The following is a 17,542-nucleotide window of genomic DNA, read 5'->3' as shown; positions in this document are numbered from 1 at the left end:
CCATGACCGCCACCCTCGTGAAGGGGGCGAGCCCCCCGACCGTCACGACGGCCGACCGCAGGCGGCGCGCCAGGCGACGCGGCCGGATCATCGCCCTCGCCTTCGTCCTCCCTGCCCTGCTCCTGCTCGGCGCGCTCGTCGTCTACCCCGTGGTGTTCTCCGTGGGCCGAAGCTTCTTCGACGCCTCCGGGACCCGGTTCGTGGGGGGTGACAACTACAGCGAGATGTTCCGCGACCCAGCCACGCTCAAGGCCATCCGCAACAGCACCATCTGGGTGGTCGTCGCGCCGACGCTGCTCACCGGGCTCGGTCTCGTCCTCGCCGTACTGGTCGAGAAGATCCGCTGGTCCACTGCGTTCAAGCTGCTGCTGTTCATGCCCATGGCGGTCTCCTTCCTGGCCGCCGGCATCATCTTCCGGCTCGCTTACGACGAGGACCCCGACAAGGGCGTGCTGAACGCCGCCGTGGTCGGCGTCCATGACGCCTTCAAGGGCACATCCTCGTACCCGACAGCCCGCGCCCGCGACGGCCAGGGCCTCACCAAGGGAGCCGACGGCTCGTACCGTACGACCGCCGCCGCATCCCCCGGCCACACGGTCGGCCTCGGTCTGGTCGGCGTGCTCCCCAAAGATCTGCCGAAGAACGCGGAGCCCGCATACACGGCGGCCGGACAGAAGGCGGCTGGGGACGAGCTCCGGGGTGTTGTCTACCTGGACTTCACGCCCGGCGGAGGAGGGGAATCGGGCAAGGTCGACAGGCAGGAGAGCGGACTGCCGGCCATGAAGGTCGAGGCTGCGCGCGAGGGCAGGACCGTTGCGAGCACCACTACGGCGGCCGACGGTTCCTTCCGCTTCTCCGGGCTCGACCCCGGCTCGTACACCGTGCGGCTGCCCGCCTCGAACTTCGCCCCACCGTACGGGGGCGTCTCCTGGCTCGGTCCGACGCTCGTGACGCCCGCGATCATCGGCGCCTACCTGTGGATCTGGACCGGCTTCGCCATGGTCCTCATCGGCGCCGGACTCGCCGCCCTGCCACGCGACGCGCTGGAGGCGGCCCGGATGGACGGTGCCAACGAGTGGCAGGTCTTCCGTCGGATCACCGTGCCGCTGCTCGCGCCGGTGCTCACCGTGGTCTTCGTGACCCTGGTGATCAATGTGATGAAGGTCTTCGACCTCGTCTACATCATCGCGCCGGGCCCGGTGCAGGAGGACGCCACCGTGATCGCCACCCAGATGTGGCTGGTGTCCTTCGGCGGCGGCAACAACCAGGGTCTGGGCAGTGCCCTCGGTGTGCTGCTCCTGCTGCTGGTGATCCCCGCCATGGTCGTGAACGTCCGTCGTTTCCGAAGGAGTCAACGGTGAACGCGCTCAGGCGAGGACTCGCCAACAGCCTGGTGCAGGCGTTCCTCATGGTCGTCGGTCTGATCTGGCTCACCCCGCTCGCCGGGCTGTTCCTCTCGTCGCTCCGCTCCGCGCAGGACAACGCCGACGGTGGCTGGTGGACGAGCCTGACCAGCCCCGGACGGCTGTCCTTCGACAACTACTCGGCGCTCCTGGGCAATGCCGGCATGACGCAGGCGTTCTGGAACACTGTGCTGATCTCGGTCCCGGCCACGGTCCTGGTCGTGGTGATCTCAGCGCTCGCCGGATACGCCTTCGCCTGGCTGGAGTTCCCCGGCCGGGAGGCGATCTTCCTGGTCGTGGTGGCGCTGTTGGTCGTGCCGGTCCAGATCGGACTTCTGCCGGTCGCCAAACTCTTCGGACAGCTGGGCCTGTTCGGCACGATTCCAGGCGTCGTCCTGTTCCACGTGTCCTACGGACTGCCGTTCGCCATCTTCCTGCTGCGCAACTACTTCGCAGAGATGCCGCGGGAGATGCTGGAGGCGGCGCGCATGGACGGCGGGAACGAGTGGCGCATCTTCACACGACTCGTGCTACCGGTCGGGCGCCCCGCCGTCGCCAGCCTCGCGATCTTCCAGTTCCTATGGGTGTGGAACGACATGCTCGTCGCGCTGTTGTTCGCCGACGGCTCCGCACAGCCGCTCACTGTAGAACTCCAGTCGCAGATACGTCAGTTCGGCAGCAACATCGACGTGCTCGCGCCAGGGGCGTTCCTTTCCCTGATCGTGCCGGTGGCTGTCTTCTTCGCCTTCCAGCGGCACTTTGTGCAGGGGGTGATGGCGGGGTCGGTGAAGTAACCGTCCTCTCTCCCCCACCCCTGGCTGGTACTCCTCCCCGGACCCCCCTCCTCGAACGCCGGACCGCGCTGAAATCAGCCTGTCCGGCGTTCGAGGCCGAGCCCGTTCAGGGCCTGGCCGACGGATACAGCAACCGCGACAACTGCGAGCCGGGCGGGTGTTCCCCTTGAGCGGTGCCATTTCGTGGATGCCCGGTGGGAGAAACTCCGACGGCCCCGGTCACCGTGATCCCGAAGGCGACGCGCTGCGCGTCGGCTCGCAGCCGACCGATGAAGATGGGCCGACGGACGGGGGGCGCACCGCCCGTCCGCCCCGAGCAGACCGGAGCCACCGCAGGTGCTCGGCCTTCCGCCGATGCGTCAGACCCAGGCGTACCGCCCGTGAACGGCACCGAAGTGATCTTCTTCGGCAATCCGGGCACACCTTGCGTACAACCCTTGTGCCTCATGAGCTGTCAAACACGACACCGGACAAGGAACGGGCCCTTTCCGGATACCCCCCGTGCCCCCCGAGCAAGCCCGGCCCTTCGTGAGCCAAGGAGCCGCTCATGCGCAAGCACCGCTCGGCCGCCGTTGCCGCGGCATCGTTTCTCCTCGTGACGGGGGCGGCCATCGCCGCGGCCCCGTCCGCGTACGCCGGAACCCCCGGCGGCACCCACGCCAACGACCGCAACACCGACTTCAACGGCGACGGTTACGACGACGTGCTCGTCGGCGCTCCCGGTGCGGCCGTCGGCGGGCACAAGGGCGCGGGCATGGTCACCGTGCAGTACGGCGGGCCCAAGGGCATGGGCACCTCCAACGTCAGGGCCTTCAGCCAGAACACCTCGGGCGTGGCCGGCGCCGCCGAGGCCGGCGACGCCTTCGGCAAGACGCTGGCCACCGGCGACCTCGACGGCGACGGCTACGACGACGCGGTCGTCGGCATCCCGGGCGAGGACATCGGCACCATCTCCAACGCGGGCGGCGCCGTCGTTCTGTGGGGCACGCCGAAGGGCCTCAGCGGTTCGGTGAGCAACTGGCTGCGGGCCGACGAGCCCACCGCCGGCGGCAAGTTCGGCGCCTCGCTCGCCGCGGCCCGGTTCTCCGACACCACCCCGGGCGACCTGTTGGCGGTCATGGACTCCGTCGGACTGACCACGTACCAGTTCGAGCCGTCCACCGAGCCCAGCACGAAGAGTGTCGGCCCGCGGACGCGGCAGCCCGTACAGAAGTCGCGTACGACGCTCTCCGCGCCGTCGAAGACGGCGCGCGCCGGGTCCGCCGCCGAGGCGCCCGGTATCCGGCCCGCGTCGATGACGACCGGCGACTACGACAACAACGGCTACGCCGACCTGGTCGTCTCCGGCACCAGCGTCGGCGACGAGCCGGGGTACGGCTGGTCGTACATCCTCCCCGGCACCGCCTCCAACGACGAGCCGCTGCCGGTCACCGCGGTACGCGGCGGCCCCGTCGTCGCCTCCGGCGACATCAACGGCGACGGATACGACGACCTGGCCACCGGTGAGCCGCACAGCCCGGACGACGGCGGCGCGAGCATGACCGGCGGTCTGGTCGGCGTCTACTACGGCAGCGCGGCCGGACTCGCGGGCCAGAAGGGCCCGGGCACCCCGCCCGTCTGGTGGACCCAGAACTCGCCCGGCGTGCCGGGATCGAACGAGCGGGGCGACGGCTTCGGCACCGACCTCTCCATCGGCGACACGAACAAGGACGGATTCGCGGACCTGGCGGTCGGCATCTCCGGAGAGGACGTCGGCAGCGTCGCGGACGCGGGTGCCTTCACGGTGCTGCGCGGCTCGGCCCGGGGGCTGACCGCCACCGGTGCGCTGTCGGTGACGCAGGGCACCGCGAAGGTCCCGGGCACCGTGGAGAAAGGCGACAAGTTCGGCGGCCAGGTCTCCTTCACCGACCCCAACGACGACGGCCGCTTCGGTCTGCTCGTCTCGGCGCCCGGCGAGAACACGAACGACGGCTACGTCTGGGTCTTCTCCGCGGGCACCGGCGGCGTGACGACCTCCGGTTCGTGGAACTACGGGGCGAGCGCCTTCGGCGGTCCGTCCCTGGACGCGCTGTACGGGGCGGCGATCGACGACTGACACGACGCGTGGCGGGCGCTCGTCCCGCCCGCGCCCGATTCATTGGTGCCCCGGCGGTCTCCGGGGCACCAGTGCTTTCACGGAAGTCCGGATAGCCTCGGACCCATGGATGCGTTCCTGCCGCTCCTCGCGGTCGTCGGCGGCCTGGCCGCGGTCATGGGCTTCTTCACCTGGCTGGCGTCCCGCGTCCGTCGCCGCGGTACCGCAGGCGCAGCGATCACCGCAGCCCTGGCCTCCTACGACGAGGCGTTCCGGGTGACTGCTCACGAGGCGCACCACGAGATCCGGGCGCAGGCCGAACGCAAGGCGTCGATCCTGTCGCCCGGCGATCACTGGCGGCGGAACCCCGACGAAGGACGTCGGCCCGGCGCGGGGAACCGCGGGCCGCGTCGGGCGCGCCCGCGCCGAAGGCTGCGGGGTCTCGGCCGCCGGATCGGCCGCCCGGATCCCCGCCGCTGATCGTCTGTGCGTCGGAACTCTATGAGCGGACGCGGCGCACCTGGCCAGATCGCCGCCGGCCTGGCGCGGGCGCCCTGATCGGGAAGGCACTCGCTGAGCGGGTGCCGGAGAAGCGGGCCCGACTGCTCGTCCTGCTGCTCGCACTCGGCGGTGGGATCACCACGCTCACCAAGGGTGTGTGGGCGCTCTGACCGTCGGGGCCACTGCCTGGATCCGCCCACAGATGATCTGCACGGACCGCCGCCCGGTCGGCAGGGCCCTGTCGAACAGGCGGCGGTCACGGGATATCTTGATATCAAGCAATGTTGCAGACGTGGAGCGGAGCACCCGGTGACTGACTCGACCATCATCTATACGCACACCGACGAGGCCCCGGCCCTGGCGACGTATTCGTTCTTGCCTGTGATCGAGGCGTACGCCTCGACGGCCGGGGTCACCGTGGAGAACCGCGACATCTCCCTGGCGGGGCGGATCATTGCCGGCTTCCCGGAGCACCTCGACGAGAACCAGCGCATCGATGACGCTCTCGCCGAGCTCGGCGAGCTGGCCAGGACGCCCGGCGCGAACATCATCAAGCTGCCGAACGTCTCGGCGTCGATCCCGCAGATGAAGGCGGCCATCGCCGAGCTGCAGCAGCAGGGCTACGCGCTGCCGGACTACCCGGACGACCCGCAGACGGACGAGGAGAAGGACGTCCGCGCGCGCTACGACAAGATCAAGGGCAGCGCGGTCAACCCGGTCCTGCGCGAGGGCAACTCCGACCGCCGTGCCCCCGCGTCGGTGAAGAACTACGCCAAGACGCACCCGCACCGCATGGGCGCCTGGACGGCCGACTCGAAGACGAACGTCGCGACGATGAACGCCGACGACTTCCGCTCCACCGAGAAGTCCGCCGTCATTGTCGAGCCCGGCTCCCTGCGGATCGAACTCGCCGGTGACGACGGCACCACCACCGTCCTGCGCGAGTCGGTACCTGTGCTCGCGGGCGAGGTCGTCGACGCGTCCGTGATGCGGGCGGCGGCCCTGCATGAGTTCCTCGAGGCGCAGATCGCCCGCGCCAAGGCCGAGGGCGTGCTCTTCTCCGTACACCTGAAGGCCACGATGATGAAGGTCTCCGACCCGATCGTCTTCGGCCACGTGGTGCGCGCCTTCTTCCCGAAGACGTTCGCGAAGTACGGCCAGGCGCTGACCGCCGCCGGCCTGTCGCCGAACGACGGCCTCGGCACGATCCTGAACGGGCTGGACGGCGTGCCTCACCTGGGCGCCGAGATCAAGGCGTCCTTCGACGCCGAGCTCGCCGAAGGTCCCGCCCTGGCGATGGTCGACTCCGACCGCGGCATCACCAACCTGCACGTGCCGAGCGATGTCATCGTCGACGCGTCCATGCCGGCCATGATCCGCACCTCCGGCCACATGTGGGGCCCGGACGGCAAGGAGGCCGACACCCTGGCCGTCCTGCCGGACAGCAGCTATTCGGGCGTCTACCAGGTCGTCATCGACGACTGCCGGGCGCACGGCGCGTTCGACCCGTCGACGATGGGCTCGGTGCCGAACGTCGGTCTGATGGCGCAGAAGGCCGAGGAGTACGGCAGCCACGACAAGACCTTCGAGATCGCCGCCCCGGGCACGGTCCGCGTCGTCGACGGTTCCGGCGACGTGGTGCTGGAGCAGACGGTCGCCGCCGGCGACATCTTCCGCATGTGCCAGACCAAGGACCTGCCGATCCAGGACTGGGTCAAGCTCGCCGTCACCCGCGCCCGCGCGACCGGCACCCCGGCCGTGTTCTGGCTGGACGAGGACCGCGCGCACGACGCGACGCTCATCGCCAAGGTCAGGACGTATCTCGCCGACCACGACACCGAGGGTCTGCAGATCGAGATCCTGTCGCCGGTCGAGGCGACCGCGTTCTCGCTGGAGCGCATCCGCCGGGGCGAGGACACGATCTCGGTCACCGGCAACGTGCTGCGTGACTACCTGACCGACCTGTTCCCGATCCTGGAGCTCGGCACGAGCGCCAAGATGCTCTCGGTCGTCCCGCTGATGAACGGCGGCGGCCTGTTCGAGACCGGCGCCGGTGGCTCCGCTCCCAAGCACGTACAGCAGCTGGTCAAGGAGAACTACCTGCGCTGGGACAGCCTGGGCGAGTTCCTCGCGCTCGCGGTCAGCTTCGAGCACCTGGCGCAGACGACGGGCAACGCGCGCGCCCAGGTGCTCGCCGACACCCTCGACCGCGCCACCGGCACCTTCCTCAGCGAGGACAAGTCGCCGAGCCGCAAGCTGGGTGGCATCGACAACCGCGGCAGCCACTTCTACCTGGCGATGTACTGGTCCCAGGAGCTGGCGAAGCAGACCGACGACGCGCAGCTCGCGGCGGCGTTCGCCGGTCTCGCCAAGACGCTGACCGAGCAGGAGCAGACGATCGTCGACGAGCTCATCGCGGTGCAGGGCTCGCCGGTCGACATCGGCGGCTACTACCGTCCGGACGCCGCCAAGGCGTCGGCCGTCATGCGCCCGTCGGCGACATTCAACGAGGCCATCGCGTCCCTGGGCTAGCCCACGGCAGCCCCCCGTTCACCGCGAGGCCCGCGGTGACCGTTCCGCCCCGGCCGCACGTGCGGCCGGGGCGGTCCCGTGTGCGGGGAGTGTTTCCGGCGTCCGCCGCCTCTGTGGCGAGCTGTCCGGCGGACAGCGCCAGCGGGTCGCCCTCGCCAGGGCGATCCTGCGCGACGCGCCGATCCTGCTGCTCGACGAGGCGACCGGCGCCCTGGACTCCGAGAGCGAGATCCTCGTCCAGGAGGCGCTGTGGCGGCTCATGGACGGGCGGACGGCGCTCGTGGTGGCGCACCGGTTGAGTACGGTCGCCACGATGGACCGGCGCGTAGTCCTCGACCGCGGTCGGATCGTCGAGCAGGGCACGCACCAGGAGCTGCTCGCGTCGGACGGCGCCTGCGCGAAGCTCTGGCAGCACCAGTCGGGCGGCTTCCTCGACGACACTCCCGCGCCGCAGGCCGGCCTGCACTGAACGCCGGCCCGGTGGGTGTGGCCCTGCGCCTGCCGATCATCTCATCCGTACTGATCAGACGGTTCTGCCTGCTTCGTGGGGCTTGCTCCGGCCCGTCGGTCTGGCGTCCGGCCCGCCTGACGTGCCCCGACCGACGCCCCATTGTGCAAGATGCGGCGTGATGCGAGACTCACGCTGCAACTGGGGCTTAGGTGGGGGGAGTTGCGATATGAGAGGCATGCGTGCGGTGAGTGCGGTGGTTACGGGCCTTGCCCTGTTACTGCTCACCGGTTGCGGAGAAGGCGACAACCGGAGCAACGGCCCGGACGCACTTGACCCGAAGGCCGACATCACCGAACAGTCCCTCACGGTCTCCATCTGGGACGGCTACAGCCCCGAGGACCTCCCCGAACGGGTCAAGAAGGACCTCGGCGTCCCGGTGAAGATCGCGCACCACGCCACCAACGAAGAGATCATGGCCAAGCTGACGGTCGGCGGCACGGCAGGGAGCCACAGCGGTGTCGATGTCGCCTTCGTCTCCGGCCAGTACGCCCAGGCCCTGAACGAGGCCGGACTGATCGAGCCCATCCACGCGGACCTGATCCCGAACCTCAAGAACCTCTACCCCGAGGCCCGGCAGCTCGCCTACGACAAGGGCAACACCTTCTCCGTCCCCTACACCTGGGGGACGACCGGGATCTGCTACCGCACCGACTTCGTGAAGCAGCCCCCGACCAGCTGGAACGACCTCCTCAAGCCCCCGCCCGCGCTGAAGAAGAAGGTCACGATGATGACCACCGAGCGCTGGCTGGCCCTCCCCGCGCTCAAGGTGCTCGGGCACTCCGTCAACACCACCAGCGACCAGGAATTCGCCGCCGCCCGCGCCCTGCTCCTCGATGCCAAGAAAAACCTGCTCGCCTACGACGACACCACCTTCGGTGACCGGCTGACCAAGGGCGAGTCGGCGATGGCCGAGGCGTGGGACGGCTGGTGCCCGACCAGCGACCCGAAGATCGAGTTCACCGTCCCGAAGGAGGGCAGCGACCTCTGGGTCGACACGATGGTCGTGCTGAAGTCCTCCAGGAACAAAGAGGCCGCGCACGCCCTCATCAACTACATCCTCGATCCGGAGATCCACAGCTGGGCCGCCGAGAACATCCTCTACAAGGTGCCCAACAAGGCCGCGATGGAACAGCTCGACCCGAAAGTGGTCGAGGCCAACACACCACTGCGCATGACCCCGGCCGAGCTGCTGAAGGGCGAGTCCATCGTCGATGTCGGCGAGGCGGCCACGAAGTACACCCGACTGTCGACCGAGGTAGCCGCCGGCTCATGAAGCGGTGGCCGCTGGCAGGGCCCGGCCTGACCTATCTGACCGTCCTCATGGTCATCCCTCTGGGCCTGGTGCTGAGTTACGCCTTTCTCCGGCGCGGCCGCTTCGGCGGCGTCGTGTACGAGCCGACCACCGAAAACCTCACCCGCCTCGCCGACCCCCTCTACGCCGACGTCGTCCTCCACTCCACCTGGATCGCCGCCCTCACCACCGTCCTCGCCCTCCTGATCGGCTATCCGACGGCGTACGTGATCGCCGACCTCCCGCGCCGCCGGCAGACGATCGCCCTGATCGCCGTCGTCCTGCCCTTCTGGACCAGCTTCCTCATCCGCGTCTACGCCTGGATCGTGCTGCTGAGCGGCCCCGGCTGGCTCAACAAGGCGCTGCGCGCGATCGGCCTGGGCCCGGTGGACGTCCTGTACACCGACGCCGCCGTCGTCATCGGACTGCTGTACGCGTATCTGCCACTGATGATCCTCCCGCTGTACGCGTCCCTCAGCCGGCTCGATCCGCAACTGCGCGAGGCCGCCGCGAATCTGGGCGCCGGGCCGTGGACCACCTTCCGTACGGTGACGCTTCCCCTCACCCTCCCCGGGGCCCTCACTGGCTGCCTCTTCGTCTTCGTACCGAGCTTCGGGAACTTCGTCGTCCCCGAACTGCTCGGCGGAGGACGGTCGGTGATGGTCGGCAACCTCATCCGCGACCAGTTCCTCAAGGCACGCGACTGGCCCTTCGGCTCGGCGCTCGCGCTCGCGCTGCTGGCCGTGCTGATGTTGTTGCTCTTCGCGCAGGCGTGGGCAGCGAGGAGGTACGCAACCCGATGACGAACACCCCGAACCGGCTGTTGACACGCCTTCCGTTCTGGCTGACGTACGTCTTCCTCTACGCGCCTGTCGTCGTCCTCGTCGCCATGTCGTTCAGCGCGGGCGGCTCTCCGTACGCCTTCGAGGGGTTCAGCCTGCGCTGGTACGGCGAGCTGGCAGGCGACGACGAGATCCTGCACGGGCTCGTCAACACCCTGATCGTCGCGGCGGGGTCCGCGGCGCTGTCCACCGTCCTCGGCACCCTGCTCGCGGTCGGCGCGGGCCGTGACAACCGTTCACGGCTGCTGGAGGCGGTGACCCTGCTCCCCGCCGTCGTCCCCGATCTGCTGCTCGCCATCGGCCTGCTCGTCTTCTACGCAGCTGTCCAGCTCACTCTCGGCCTGCACAGCGTGCTGCTCGCGCACACCGTCTTCGGCACCGCCTTCGTCGCCGCACTCGTACGGACCCGGCTGGCGCACACCGATCCCTCACTGGAGGAGGCATCCCGGGACCTGGGGGCGACGCCGCCTGCGACGTTCGTCCGCATCACCCTGCCGTCCCTCGCGCCGGGCATCGCCGCCGGGGCGCTGCTCGCCTTCACGCTCTCCGTCGACGAGTTCGTCATCGCGTTCTTCACCGCCGCTCCGACCGAACCGACGCTCCCGGTCGTCGTGTACTCGATGGTCCGCTTCGGCGTCACCCCGGAGATCAACGCGCTGGCGACACTGCTGCTGGCGGTCAGCTTCACCGCCGTCGTGGCCGCACAGCGGCTCACCCGTACGACCGACCCCGGTGCTCCGGAGGCGACAAAGTGATCGAGATCAAGGGGATCGACCACCGCTTCGGGCGGACGCGAGCGCTGGACGGCGTCTCGCTGGACATCGGCGAGGGCGAGTTCTGTGCACTGCTCGGGCCGAGCGGCTGCGGCAAGACGACCCTGTTACGTATCCTTGCCGGCTTCGAGACCCCGGACGCGGGCACGGTCACGCTCGACGGGAAGGACCTGCTGACCGTGGCACCGCACCGGCGCCCGGTCAATCTGATGTTCCAGTCGTTCGCGCTCTTCCCGCACATGTCGGTCGAGCGGAACGTGGCGTACGGGCTGGAGCGGGAAAGGCTGCCGCGCCGTGAGGTACGGGAACGGGTCGACGCGGTCCTGGCCACCGTCGGCCTGACCGCGTACGCCCGCCGCAGGCCGCACGAGCTCTCCGGCGGACAGCGCCAGCGTGTCGCGCTCGCCCGCGCGATTGTGAAGCGGCCCCGTCTGCTGCTGCTCGACGAGCCGCTGTCCGCGCTCGACAAGCAGGTGCGGGCTCAGATGCAGCTGGAACTGAAGCGGCTGCAGGACGAGGTCGGCATCACCTTCCTCGTGGTCACGCACGACCAGGAGGAGGCGATGTCGCTCGCCGACCGGATCGCCGTCATGAACGCGGGCCGCATCGAGCAGACCGATGCACCGGTGGCGCTGTACGAACGCCCGCGCACCGCTTTCGTCGCGGGCTTCGTCGGCGCGAACAATCTCCTTCCGGGCCCGGACGGCATCACGGCCGTACGCCCGGAGCGCATCCACATCGGCGACGGTGACTGCCACGGCGACGACGACGGCGGGGGCGGCCGGCTCACGGGCACGGTCGTCGACGTCAGCTTCCACGGCGGTACGTCACACCTCGCCGTGCGCGTCCCGCACCTGGACCAATCGGTACTCGTCGCCGTCCAGGGTCCGTCCCGTGCCGTGTCCGGCGAGCGGGTCTCGCTTTCCTGGCCGCCGGAGGCCGCCGTCCACATTCCTGCCGGACCGATCGTAGGGGAAGATCCATGACAGAGCGCCGGCTCACCGTCCTGTTCGTTCCGGAGAGCGCGTACGGACCCACCAACAACTGCGTCGGCATCGGCGATGTCCTGCGCCGCCGCGGCCATCGCGTCGTCTTCGCCGCCGAGGCATCCTGGCAGGGGAAGCTCACGGCGCTCGGCTTCGAGGAGGACCTGGTCGACCTCGCGCCCGCACCCGAAGGCGGGCAGGACGCGGGTCAGTTCTGGAAGGACTTCATCCGGGACACCGCCCCGGAGTTCCGCAAGCCGACCATCGAGCAGCTGGAGACGTGGATCAAGCCGGTCTGGGAGGAGCTCATCGCGGGCGTCAAGTACTGCGAGCCGCAGCTTCGGCAGATCATCGAACGGGTCCGCCCCGATGTGATCGTCGAGGACAACGTCGTCTCCTTCCCCGCTCTGCTGACCGCCGGCAAGCCCTTCGTACGCATCATGTCCTGCAACCCCCTTGAGCTGAGGACGGGCGGCGTTCCCCCGGTCTTCTCCGGCTATCCGTCGGCGGACCGCACCGGCTGGGCGGAGTTCCGAGAGGCCTACGACCGCTCGCACGGCGCGCTCTGGGAGGCGTTCAACGCGTGGGTGATGGAGCAGGGAGCTCCAGCCCTGCCCGAGCTGGACTTCATCCACGAAGGCGGCACGAATCTCTACGTGTACGCGGAGGTCGCGGACTACGAGCGCGCGCTCGGCCCGGCCTGGCACCGGCTGGACTCCTCGGTGCGGGAGACGGACGAGAAGTTCGAGCTGCCCGCCGAACTGCGGAACGGCGACGGCGCGTTGGTCTACTTCTCGCTGGGCTCGCTCGGCTCGGCGGACGTGGCGCTGATGCGGCGGATCATCGGCCTGCTGGCCGGGACCCCGCACCGCTACATCGTGTCCAAGGGCCCGCTGCACGAGGAGATCGAGCTCGCGCCGAACATGTGGGGCGCCGAGTTCCTGCCGCAGACGTCGATCCTGCCGCTCGTCGATCTCGTCATCACGCACGGCGGCAACAACACGACGACCGAGGCCCTCCACTTCGGCAAGCCGATGGTGCTGCTGCCACTGTTCTGGGACCAGTACGACAACGCGCAGCGGATGGACGAGCTGGGCTTCGGCGTCCGGCTGGACACCTACCGCTTCACGGACGGGGAACTGACAGGGACGGTGGAGCGGCTGCTCGCGGACAACGCTCTGCGGGAGCGGCTGGCCGGTGTGGGCGAGGAGATCCGCCGCCGGGACGGCCTGCGCCAAGCGGCGGATCTCATCGAAGGAGCTGCTACGTCCACCACGTGGCCATGAGGAGTCGATGGTGGGCCTCTCTTTCGTCGAGTGGCTCCCCTTCCTCGTCACCGGTCGGCGGTGCCACCGCGGAATCGTCCCGGGCGTGACCGGGCGGTGCCGTCGCAGCGCCCTGGGCAGTGTCGGATCAGGGCAGCGAGGCAGGCGCGGTCGGCCCAGCGCGTGACCGCGACGTGGTCCCGCTCGAGCGGTCGTACGGGGCCGGCCGTGCTGCGGGACAGCTGGTCGAGCCCGGCGCCGGCATCCTGGTCCGGTGCCTGGAGGTGGCCGGCGGGGCACAGTGCGAGGACGGAGCCTTCCGCGAGTCGGCGTTCAGCGGTTTCGAAGGGCAGCCCGCCGCGCGGCCTGCGTCAGCACCTCACCGTCGTCGCAGCACGTGACCAACGCGGTGACCTCCCTCCACGTGCTCGCTCACTTCTGGCTGAGCTTGATGTGCTCGGTCAGGTTGCCGACCTCGCTGCCGAGTTTCTCGAGCACCGCAAGCAGTCCGGGCGTGTCCGCGACGACATTGATCACGCGTCAGAGGTGCGAGAGAAAAGGGACTCGTCCCGGACCCGGTTGGCCATGACGCGGCGGGGATGCCCTGGCGGATGATCTCGGCACATGGCCGTTCAGCCGTCGGCCCGCAGGGCCTGCAGCAGCATCGGTAGCGAGGAGTGCAACTCACGCTGCCAGTAAGCCCAGCCGTGGGTCCCGGGTCCGTAGAAGTTGGTGGTCACGTGCTTCGCGCCCCTGCGTTCGAGCTCGCTCGCGAGTGCCTGGTTCTGCCTGTTGAAGTCCGCCTCGAGCGCGCTCGTGCTGCCCGGCGGGTCCAAGGGGCCGGTGGTGCCGTCACCGCACGACAGGTAGACGGGGATCGACTTGAGGCGCTTGGCCAGGTGGAACGGGTCGTGGGCCGCCCAGACATCACGTTGCGCAACCGGGTCGCCCCAGACCCTCAGCGGGTCGTTGCCCTGACCGGCGAAGAACCCCATGATGCGGTTCACCGACTCGTCGTTGAGCAGCGGGTGCACGGAGCCGGAGTACGCCGCGGCCGCCTTGAACATCCCGGGGTGCCGGGCGGCATACAGCAGCGCGCCCTGGCCGCCCATCGAAAGTCCCGCCACGACGCGGTTTCTGCTCGCCCCCCAGTCGTGCTCGAGGAGTAGGCGCAGCTCCTTGGTGTGGAAGGTCTCCCACGCCGGGTCACCGCCCTGGCCGTGGTTCCACCAGTCGCTGTACCAGCCGTTCCAGCCTGCCTCCGGCATGACCACGAGGACGTCGCGCAGAGCGTCGGTCCGCGCGACGTCGGTCCGGCTGGTCCACGACGTGTAGTCCCCGCAGCAGCCGTGCAGCAGCCAGAGGGTCGGCCAGCGCCCGGTCCGAGCGCCCGGGTCCCAGCCGTCGGGCGTGAGCAGACGTACGTTCACCGTCCGGCCGCCGAGGGCCGGTGAACGGACCGACAAGTCGAGCTGCCGGTCGCCGACCTGGGTGACCGCGACGACCTCGGCACCCCGGGACGAGGGATCGAACCCGCCCACCTTCCCGGCAGGTGACACTGTCGACGCGGTGGCGAGCGCCGGCGGAATCGACGCCAGGGTGAGCAGCAGCGCGGCAAGGACGAGCAGGAGGCGGGCCCGGCGGATCGGGATGGCGGTCATGGCGGCTCCTGGCGGTCGGTGGTCGCCCGCTCGGGCGTTCTCGGACCGGGCTGGGTCAGTCCCGGTGGGGCAGGATCAGCAGTGCGTCCCCGACGGGGCGTTCACCGGCCGCGTCGGACGGTTCGTTGATCACTTCTCCGTCGACCACCATGGTGGTCGACCCGCCGCCGTCAAGATTGACCGCGTCGCGCAGGCCGAGTGCCCGGGCGACGGCGGCACTCTCGGGGATGCTCAGCCCGAGCGCATCCGTGCTGCGTCCGTCGGCGGTGACGACCACGGTCCTGCCGGCAGCGTCCACCCCAGCCAGCGTGCGTGGATTGCGCTTGTGCACCCAGCCGTAGTAGAAGCTCGCGTTGCCGGGCTGCACCATCCCGTCGGTGGCAGGCGTGACGTGCAGCCGTCCGTCGCGGACCAGTTCGGGGCCGCCGTTGAGGATGCTCGTCGCCAGTGACGGGGAGACCTTGCGGCCGCTGCCGTCCCGCAACGTACCCTCGACGCGCAGGGGTCGGCCGACCTGCGCCAGGGCGGCCAGCTCGGCGACGCGGGTGCCGGTCGCCTGCACGGAGCTGCCGCCGACCGGCAGCGGTCCGCCGCGTGGTGAGCGCAGCTCGCGAACCCGTCCGCGGGTGTCCAGTACGGCCTCGAGGCCGTCGCCCTGCGGCGTCTGCCGACCGTAGTCAGGCGTGAAGGCGACGAGTTCGTCGCGGTCGGTGCAGGTTACGTCGTGCAGGGGAAGCGAGGTCGGAGTGTCGTCGGCGGTGCCGCCGCAGTTCCTGATCAAGCCCGGTACACGGTCGATGCCGTCCAGGGGTTGCGACGCGTCCCTGCCGGCGACTCGTCCCTTCCAGGTGAGCCGGGCGACCCCGCTGTGTGCGCCGGAGTCGCGTATCATCAGGGCGGGGCGCCCGTTCACCGGCTCGCTCAACAGTCGGCCGTCGTAGACGCCGACGCCGGCCGGATCGCCCGGTGCTCCGGCGCTCGGGTCAAGGACGAAGAACCCGGCGTTGACCGCTGCGGTCGCGCCGCCCGCGGCCGCTAGCTCGCTGGTCTTCTCGCGGTTCTCCAGATCGGGACCGTACGACGCCTTGAGCCCGCCGCGGAACCGGTCCGGGTCGATGGTGAGCACGTCGATCCGCCACGGGCCACGGTCCGCCGGGTTACCGTCCCAGCCGGTGTACATGGCGGACCCGGCGTACCCGGACCCTCTCAGCCGGGTGCGCTCGACCGTCGCGGCGGACTGCGACTCGAACTGCCCGACCCGGACCCGCCACCCAAGCGTTCCACCGGCGTAGTCGGCGACCGCCGGAGTCGTGACCTTCTCGACCCGGGCGTCAAAGCCGTCCCCCTGCAAGTCGGCAGCGAGCTCGTCGGCGCTCGCCCGGTCCTTCAGCGCCGTCGGCGGCGCGTCGGGGTCCGGCGAGGTGGCACCGCCGGGTATGGAAACCTCGACCGTCCACGCAAGCGCCGGGGCGTCGGCACCGCGCACGATCCGCGTGAGGGTGACACCAGGCTGCAGCGTCCGTGTGCTGCGGGTCTCGGTCAAGTCGACGGCGCCCAGCGGCAGGGCTCGCGTCGGCAGCGGCTCGGAGGAGGCAGGCGCCGGCAGGGCGCCCACCACAGCGAAGAGGGCCAGGGCCGTACACGCACCGAGCAACTTGCTGTTCACGTAACCCCCTTGGAAAGAACGGCCCAGCAACGGTGCGTGCGACAGCGACCACCAGTCAAGACGCGTGCACGTCAATCTCCGATGACGCGGCATGTGGAGGGTGCCGCACAACAGTTGGCCCCTGAGCGGTTGGGGCAGTGCGGTGCGCTGGAGCAGTGCGTCACCGGCTGGTATCCCGCGACGAACGTCGCCGCTGAGTCACCGTCCGTTCTCTCTCTTCGAAGCCGCTATGGGCGCCGAGGCCGCATCAGGAGCCATCGATCAGTTTCTCCACCTCGGGCGGGAGTTCCGAGCCGGAGTAAGCGGCGAAGAACGTGACTTCCTCAGGTGCGTCCCCGATGGCGATGGCCACCTTGGGAGAGATGCCGTCCACCTCGTAGGCGGTCTCCGTCGTTGCCGGCTCCTCGTCCTTGTCCTGGCCGCCGGTGTCTTCGCAGGGTGGTTTGGTGGCGGCGCCAAGCTTCTTCCCGACCGTGAAGTCCACGTTCGCCACGTCCCGATACGACCGGTCCTGGTAGGTGAACCGGTTGACGCAGGAAGCCGATCCCTCCCCACCGCTACTGCTGTCGGCCGTGCACGCGGCTGCTGACATCACCATCGCCGCCGCCAGTAGCACGCCCGCAGATCGCTCGGTCCAGCTCATGCGTGTCCCCCTCAGTAGATGCTGCGAAGAGCGAGGATGTCCCCTCGTGTCGAGTTGTCCTTGCCCGAGTCGACAACATTCGCGCCAAGTAGACGTCGACGACCCGGATCAGGTTCCCTTGCCGCGCCACCGCCGCGTGATCCTGCAGCCTGGTCCTGAGCGGCAGAGAGGGCGTTCACACCTGCGATGGCGACAAGTACGCCTGGCGCGAGGCGAGGCGACGGCAGTCCTCGGCCCGGATCTACGTCGAACACACCAACGCCGAGCTGCGGCAGTGGGCCCCGATGAGGCGGTTCACCGGACGCCGCGAGACCTTCCCCGAGACCCAGCGGGCCATCGCCGCCCTGATCTCCGACCGCGCTGCCAAGAGGCCCACCCGCCGCGTGCACAGCACCGACCTCGTCCTCGCCGGCGACGCCGCCTGCTGATCACCCACCAGCCGAACCGCCAGACCAGCACGCCCCGAACCCAATCGCGGGTGAGGTCGTAAGGGATTCAGGTGCAGTTGCCGTAGCTTGGGCTCCCCAGGCCCGAGGTGGAGGAGCGCGGCAAGGAAAGCACGGTCCGTCCAATTCCCCCGCAACTCTGCCGTGTATGTGT

General features: G+C 69.6%; 14 protein-coding genes and 1 pseudogene. 12 read left to right on the top strand and 3 right to left on the bottom strand.

What is annotated here, in order from left to right; translation table 11 throughout:
* Nucleotides 1–2 precede the first annotated feature (2 nt).
* From AB0I23_RS32430 to AB0I23_RS32380, 11 genes and pseudogenes are all read left to right on the top strand, one after another.
* A complete protein-coding gene (locus AB0I23_RS32430; protein ID WP_359114691.1) occupies nt 3–1,361 on the top strand; it encodes an ABC transporter permease in 1,359 nt (452 codons plus the stop codon).
* Nucleotides 1,358–2,197: a carbohydrate ABC transporter permease gene (locus tag AB0I23_RS32425; protein WP_359114689.1), complete on the top strand. Its 840-nt coding sequence runs from the start codon at nt 1,358–1,360 to the stop codon at nt 2,195–2,197. The genes AB0I23_RS32430 and AB0I23_RS32425 overlap by 4 nt, the downstream gene beginning before the upstream one ends.
* A gap of 547 nt (nt 2,198–2,744) precedes the next feature.
* On the top strand, nt 2,745–4,292 hold the full coding sequence (locus AB0I23_RS32420) for an esterase (RefSeq protein ID WP_359114687.1): 1,548 nt from the start codon (nt 2,745–2,747) through the stop codon (nt 4,290–4,292).
* A gap of 105 nt (nt 4,293–4,397) precedes the next feature.
* Nucleotides 4,398–4,751: a hypothetical protein gene (locus AB0I23_RS32415; protein WP_359114685.1), complete on the top strand. Its 354-nt coding sequence runs from the start codon at nt 4,398–4,400 to the stop codon at nt 4,749–4,751.
* Between the two features lie 330 nt (nt 4,752–5,081).
* Complete coding sequence (locus AB0I23_RS32410; RefSeq protein WP_359114683.1) at nt 5,082–7,304, top strand: NADP-dependent isocitrate dehydrogenase; 2,223 nt, start codon at nt 5,082–5,084, stop codon at nt 7,302–7,304.
* 52 nt (nt 7,305–7,356) lie between these two features.
* A pseudogene (locus AB0I23_RS32405) lies at nt 7,357–7,773 on the top strand (ATP-binding cassette domain-containing protein); the annotation flags it as partial.
* A 208-nt stretch (nt 7,774–7,981) separates the two neighbouring features.
* Nucleotides 7,982–9,088, top strand: coding sequence for a polyamine ABC transporter substrate-binding protein (locus tag AB0I23_RS32400; protein ID WP_359114682.1), 1,107 nt, complete (start codon nt 7,982–7,984; stop codon nt 9,086–9,088).
* Entirely contained in the window at nt 9,085–9,909 is an 825-nt protein-coding gene (locus AB0I23_RS32395; RefSeq protein WP_359114680.1) for an ABC transporter permease, read from the top strand. Before AB0I23_RS32400 ends, AB0I23_RS32395 begins: the two co-directional genes overlap by 4 nt.
* Nucleotides 9,906–10,703, top strand: a complete 798-nt coding sequence (locus AB0I23_RS32390) for an ABC transporter permease (protein WP_359114678.1) — start codon at nt 9,906–9,908, stop codon at nt 10,701–10,703. Before AB0I23_RS32395 ends, AB0I23_RS32390 begins: the two co-directional genes overlap by 4 nt.
* A complete protein-coding gene (locus tag AB0I23_RS32385) occupies nt 10,700–11,707 on the top strand; it encodes an ABC transporter ATP-binding protein (protein ID WP_359114676.1) in 1,008 nt (335 codons plus the stop codon). Before AB0I23_RS32390 ends, AB0I23_RS32385 begins: the two co-directional genes overlap by 4 nt.
* Nucleotides 11,704–12,993, top strand: a complete 1,290-nt coding sequence (locus AB0I23_RS32380; RefSeq protein ID WP_359114674.1) for a glycosyltransferase — start codon at nt 11,704–11,706, stop codon at nt 12,991–12,993. The genes AB0I23_RS32385 and AB0I23_RS32380 overlap by 4 nt, the downstream gene beginning before the upstream one ends.
* A gap of 611 nt (nt 12,994–13,604) precedes the next feature.
* Here the strand turns inward: AB0I23_RS32380 and AB0I23_RS32375 are convergent.
* The 3 genes from AB0I23_RS32375 to AB0I23_RS32365 all read right to left on the bottom strand — a co-directional run bounded on the left by AB0I23_RS32375 (nt 13,605) and on the right by AB0I23_RS32365 (nt 16,942).
* Nucleotides 13,605–14,633: an alpha/beta hydrolase gene (locus AB0I23_RS32375; RefSeq protein WP_359114672.1), complete on the bottom strand. Its 1,029-nt coding sequence runs from the start codon at nt 14,631–14,633 to the stop codon at nt 13,605–13,607.
* Nucleotides 14,634–14,688: 55 nt separating this feature from the next.
* Nucleotides 14,689–16,299, bottom strand: coding sequence for a phosphodiester glycosidase family protein (locus AB0I23_RS32370; protein ID WP_359114670.1), 1,611 nt, complete (start codon nt 16,297–16,299; stop codon nt 14,689–14,691).
* Nucleotides 16,300–16,546: 247 nt separating this feature from the next.
* Complete coding sequence (locus tag AB0I23_RS32365; protein WP_359114668.1) at nt 16,547–16,942, bottom strand: DUF6281 family protein; 396 nt, start codon at nt 16,940–16,942, stop codon at nt 16,547–16,549.
* A 284-nt stretch (nt 16,943–17,226) separates the two neighbouring features.
* Between AB0I23_RS32365 and AB0I23_RS32360 the strand changes: the two genes are divergently transcribed.
* Nucleotides 17,227–17,370 (top strand): hypothetical protein, encoded by a 144-nt coding sequence (locus AB0I23_RS32360; protein ID WP_359114666.1) that lies wholly within the window; start codon nt 17,227–17,229, stop codon nt 17,368–17,370.
* The last annotated feature ends 172 nt before the right edge of the window (nt 17,371–17,542 follow it).

Origin of the sequence: Streptomyces atratus (assembly GCF_040655115.1) — a bacterium.
Taxonomy (GTDB): Bacteria; Actinomycetota; Actinomycetes; order Streptomycetales; family Streptomycetaceae; genus Streptomyces; species Streptomyces atratus_D.
The sequence above is the reverse complement of the archived record's forward strand: the minus strand, read 5'-3'. Positions and strand labels throughout refer to the sequence as shown.

Bases quoted from the DNA above. Each gene is read 5' to 3' on its own strand.
- AB0I23_RS32430 (WP_359114691.1), top strand. From the start codon at position 3: ATGACCGCCACCCTCGTGAAGGGGGCGAGCCCCCCGACCGTCACGACG.
- AB0I23_RS32420 (WP_359114687.1), top strand. From the start codon at position 2,745: ATGCGCAAGCACCGCTCGGCCGCCGTTGCCGCGGCATCGTTTCTCCTC.
- AB0I23_RS32380 (WP_359114674.1), top strand. From the start codon at position 11,704: ATGACAGAGCGCCGGCTCACCGTCCTGTTCGTTCCGGAGAGCGCGTAC.
- AB0I23_RS32395 (WP_359114680.1), top strand. From the start codon at position 9,085: ATGAAGCGGTGGCCGCTGGCAGGGCCCGGCCTGACCTATCTGACCGTC.
- AB0I23_RS32400 (WP_359114682.1), top strand. From the start codon at position 7,982: ATGAGAGGCATGCGTGCGGTGAGTGCGGTGGTTACGGGCCTTGCCCTG.
- AB0I23_RS32365 (WP_359114668.1), bottom strand. From the start codon at position 16,942: ATGAGCTGGACCGAGCGATCTGCGGGCGTGCTACTGGCGGCGGCGATG.
- AB0I23_RS32415 (WP_359114685.1), top strand. From the start codon at position 4,398: ATGGATGCGTTCCTGCCGCTCCTCGCGGTCGTCGGCGGCCTGGCCGCG.
- AB0I23_RS32360 (WP_359114666.1), top strand. From the start codon at position 17,227: ATGAGGCGGTTCACCGGACGCCGCGAGACCTTCCCCGAGACCCAGCGG.
- AB0I23_RS32390 (WP_359114678.1), top strand. From the start codon at position 9,906: ATGACGAACACCCCGAACCGGCTGTTGACACGCCTTCCGTTCTGGCTG.
- AB0I23_RS32375 (WP_359114672.1), bottom strand. From the start codon at position 14,633: ATGACCGCCATCCCGATCCGCCGGGCCCGCCTCCTGCTCGTCCTTGCC.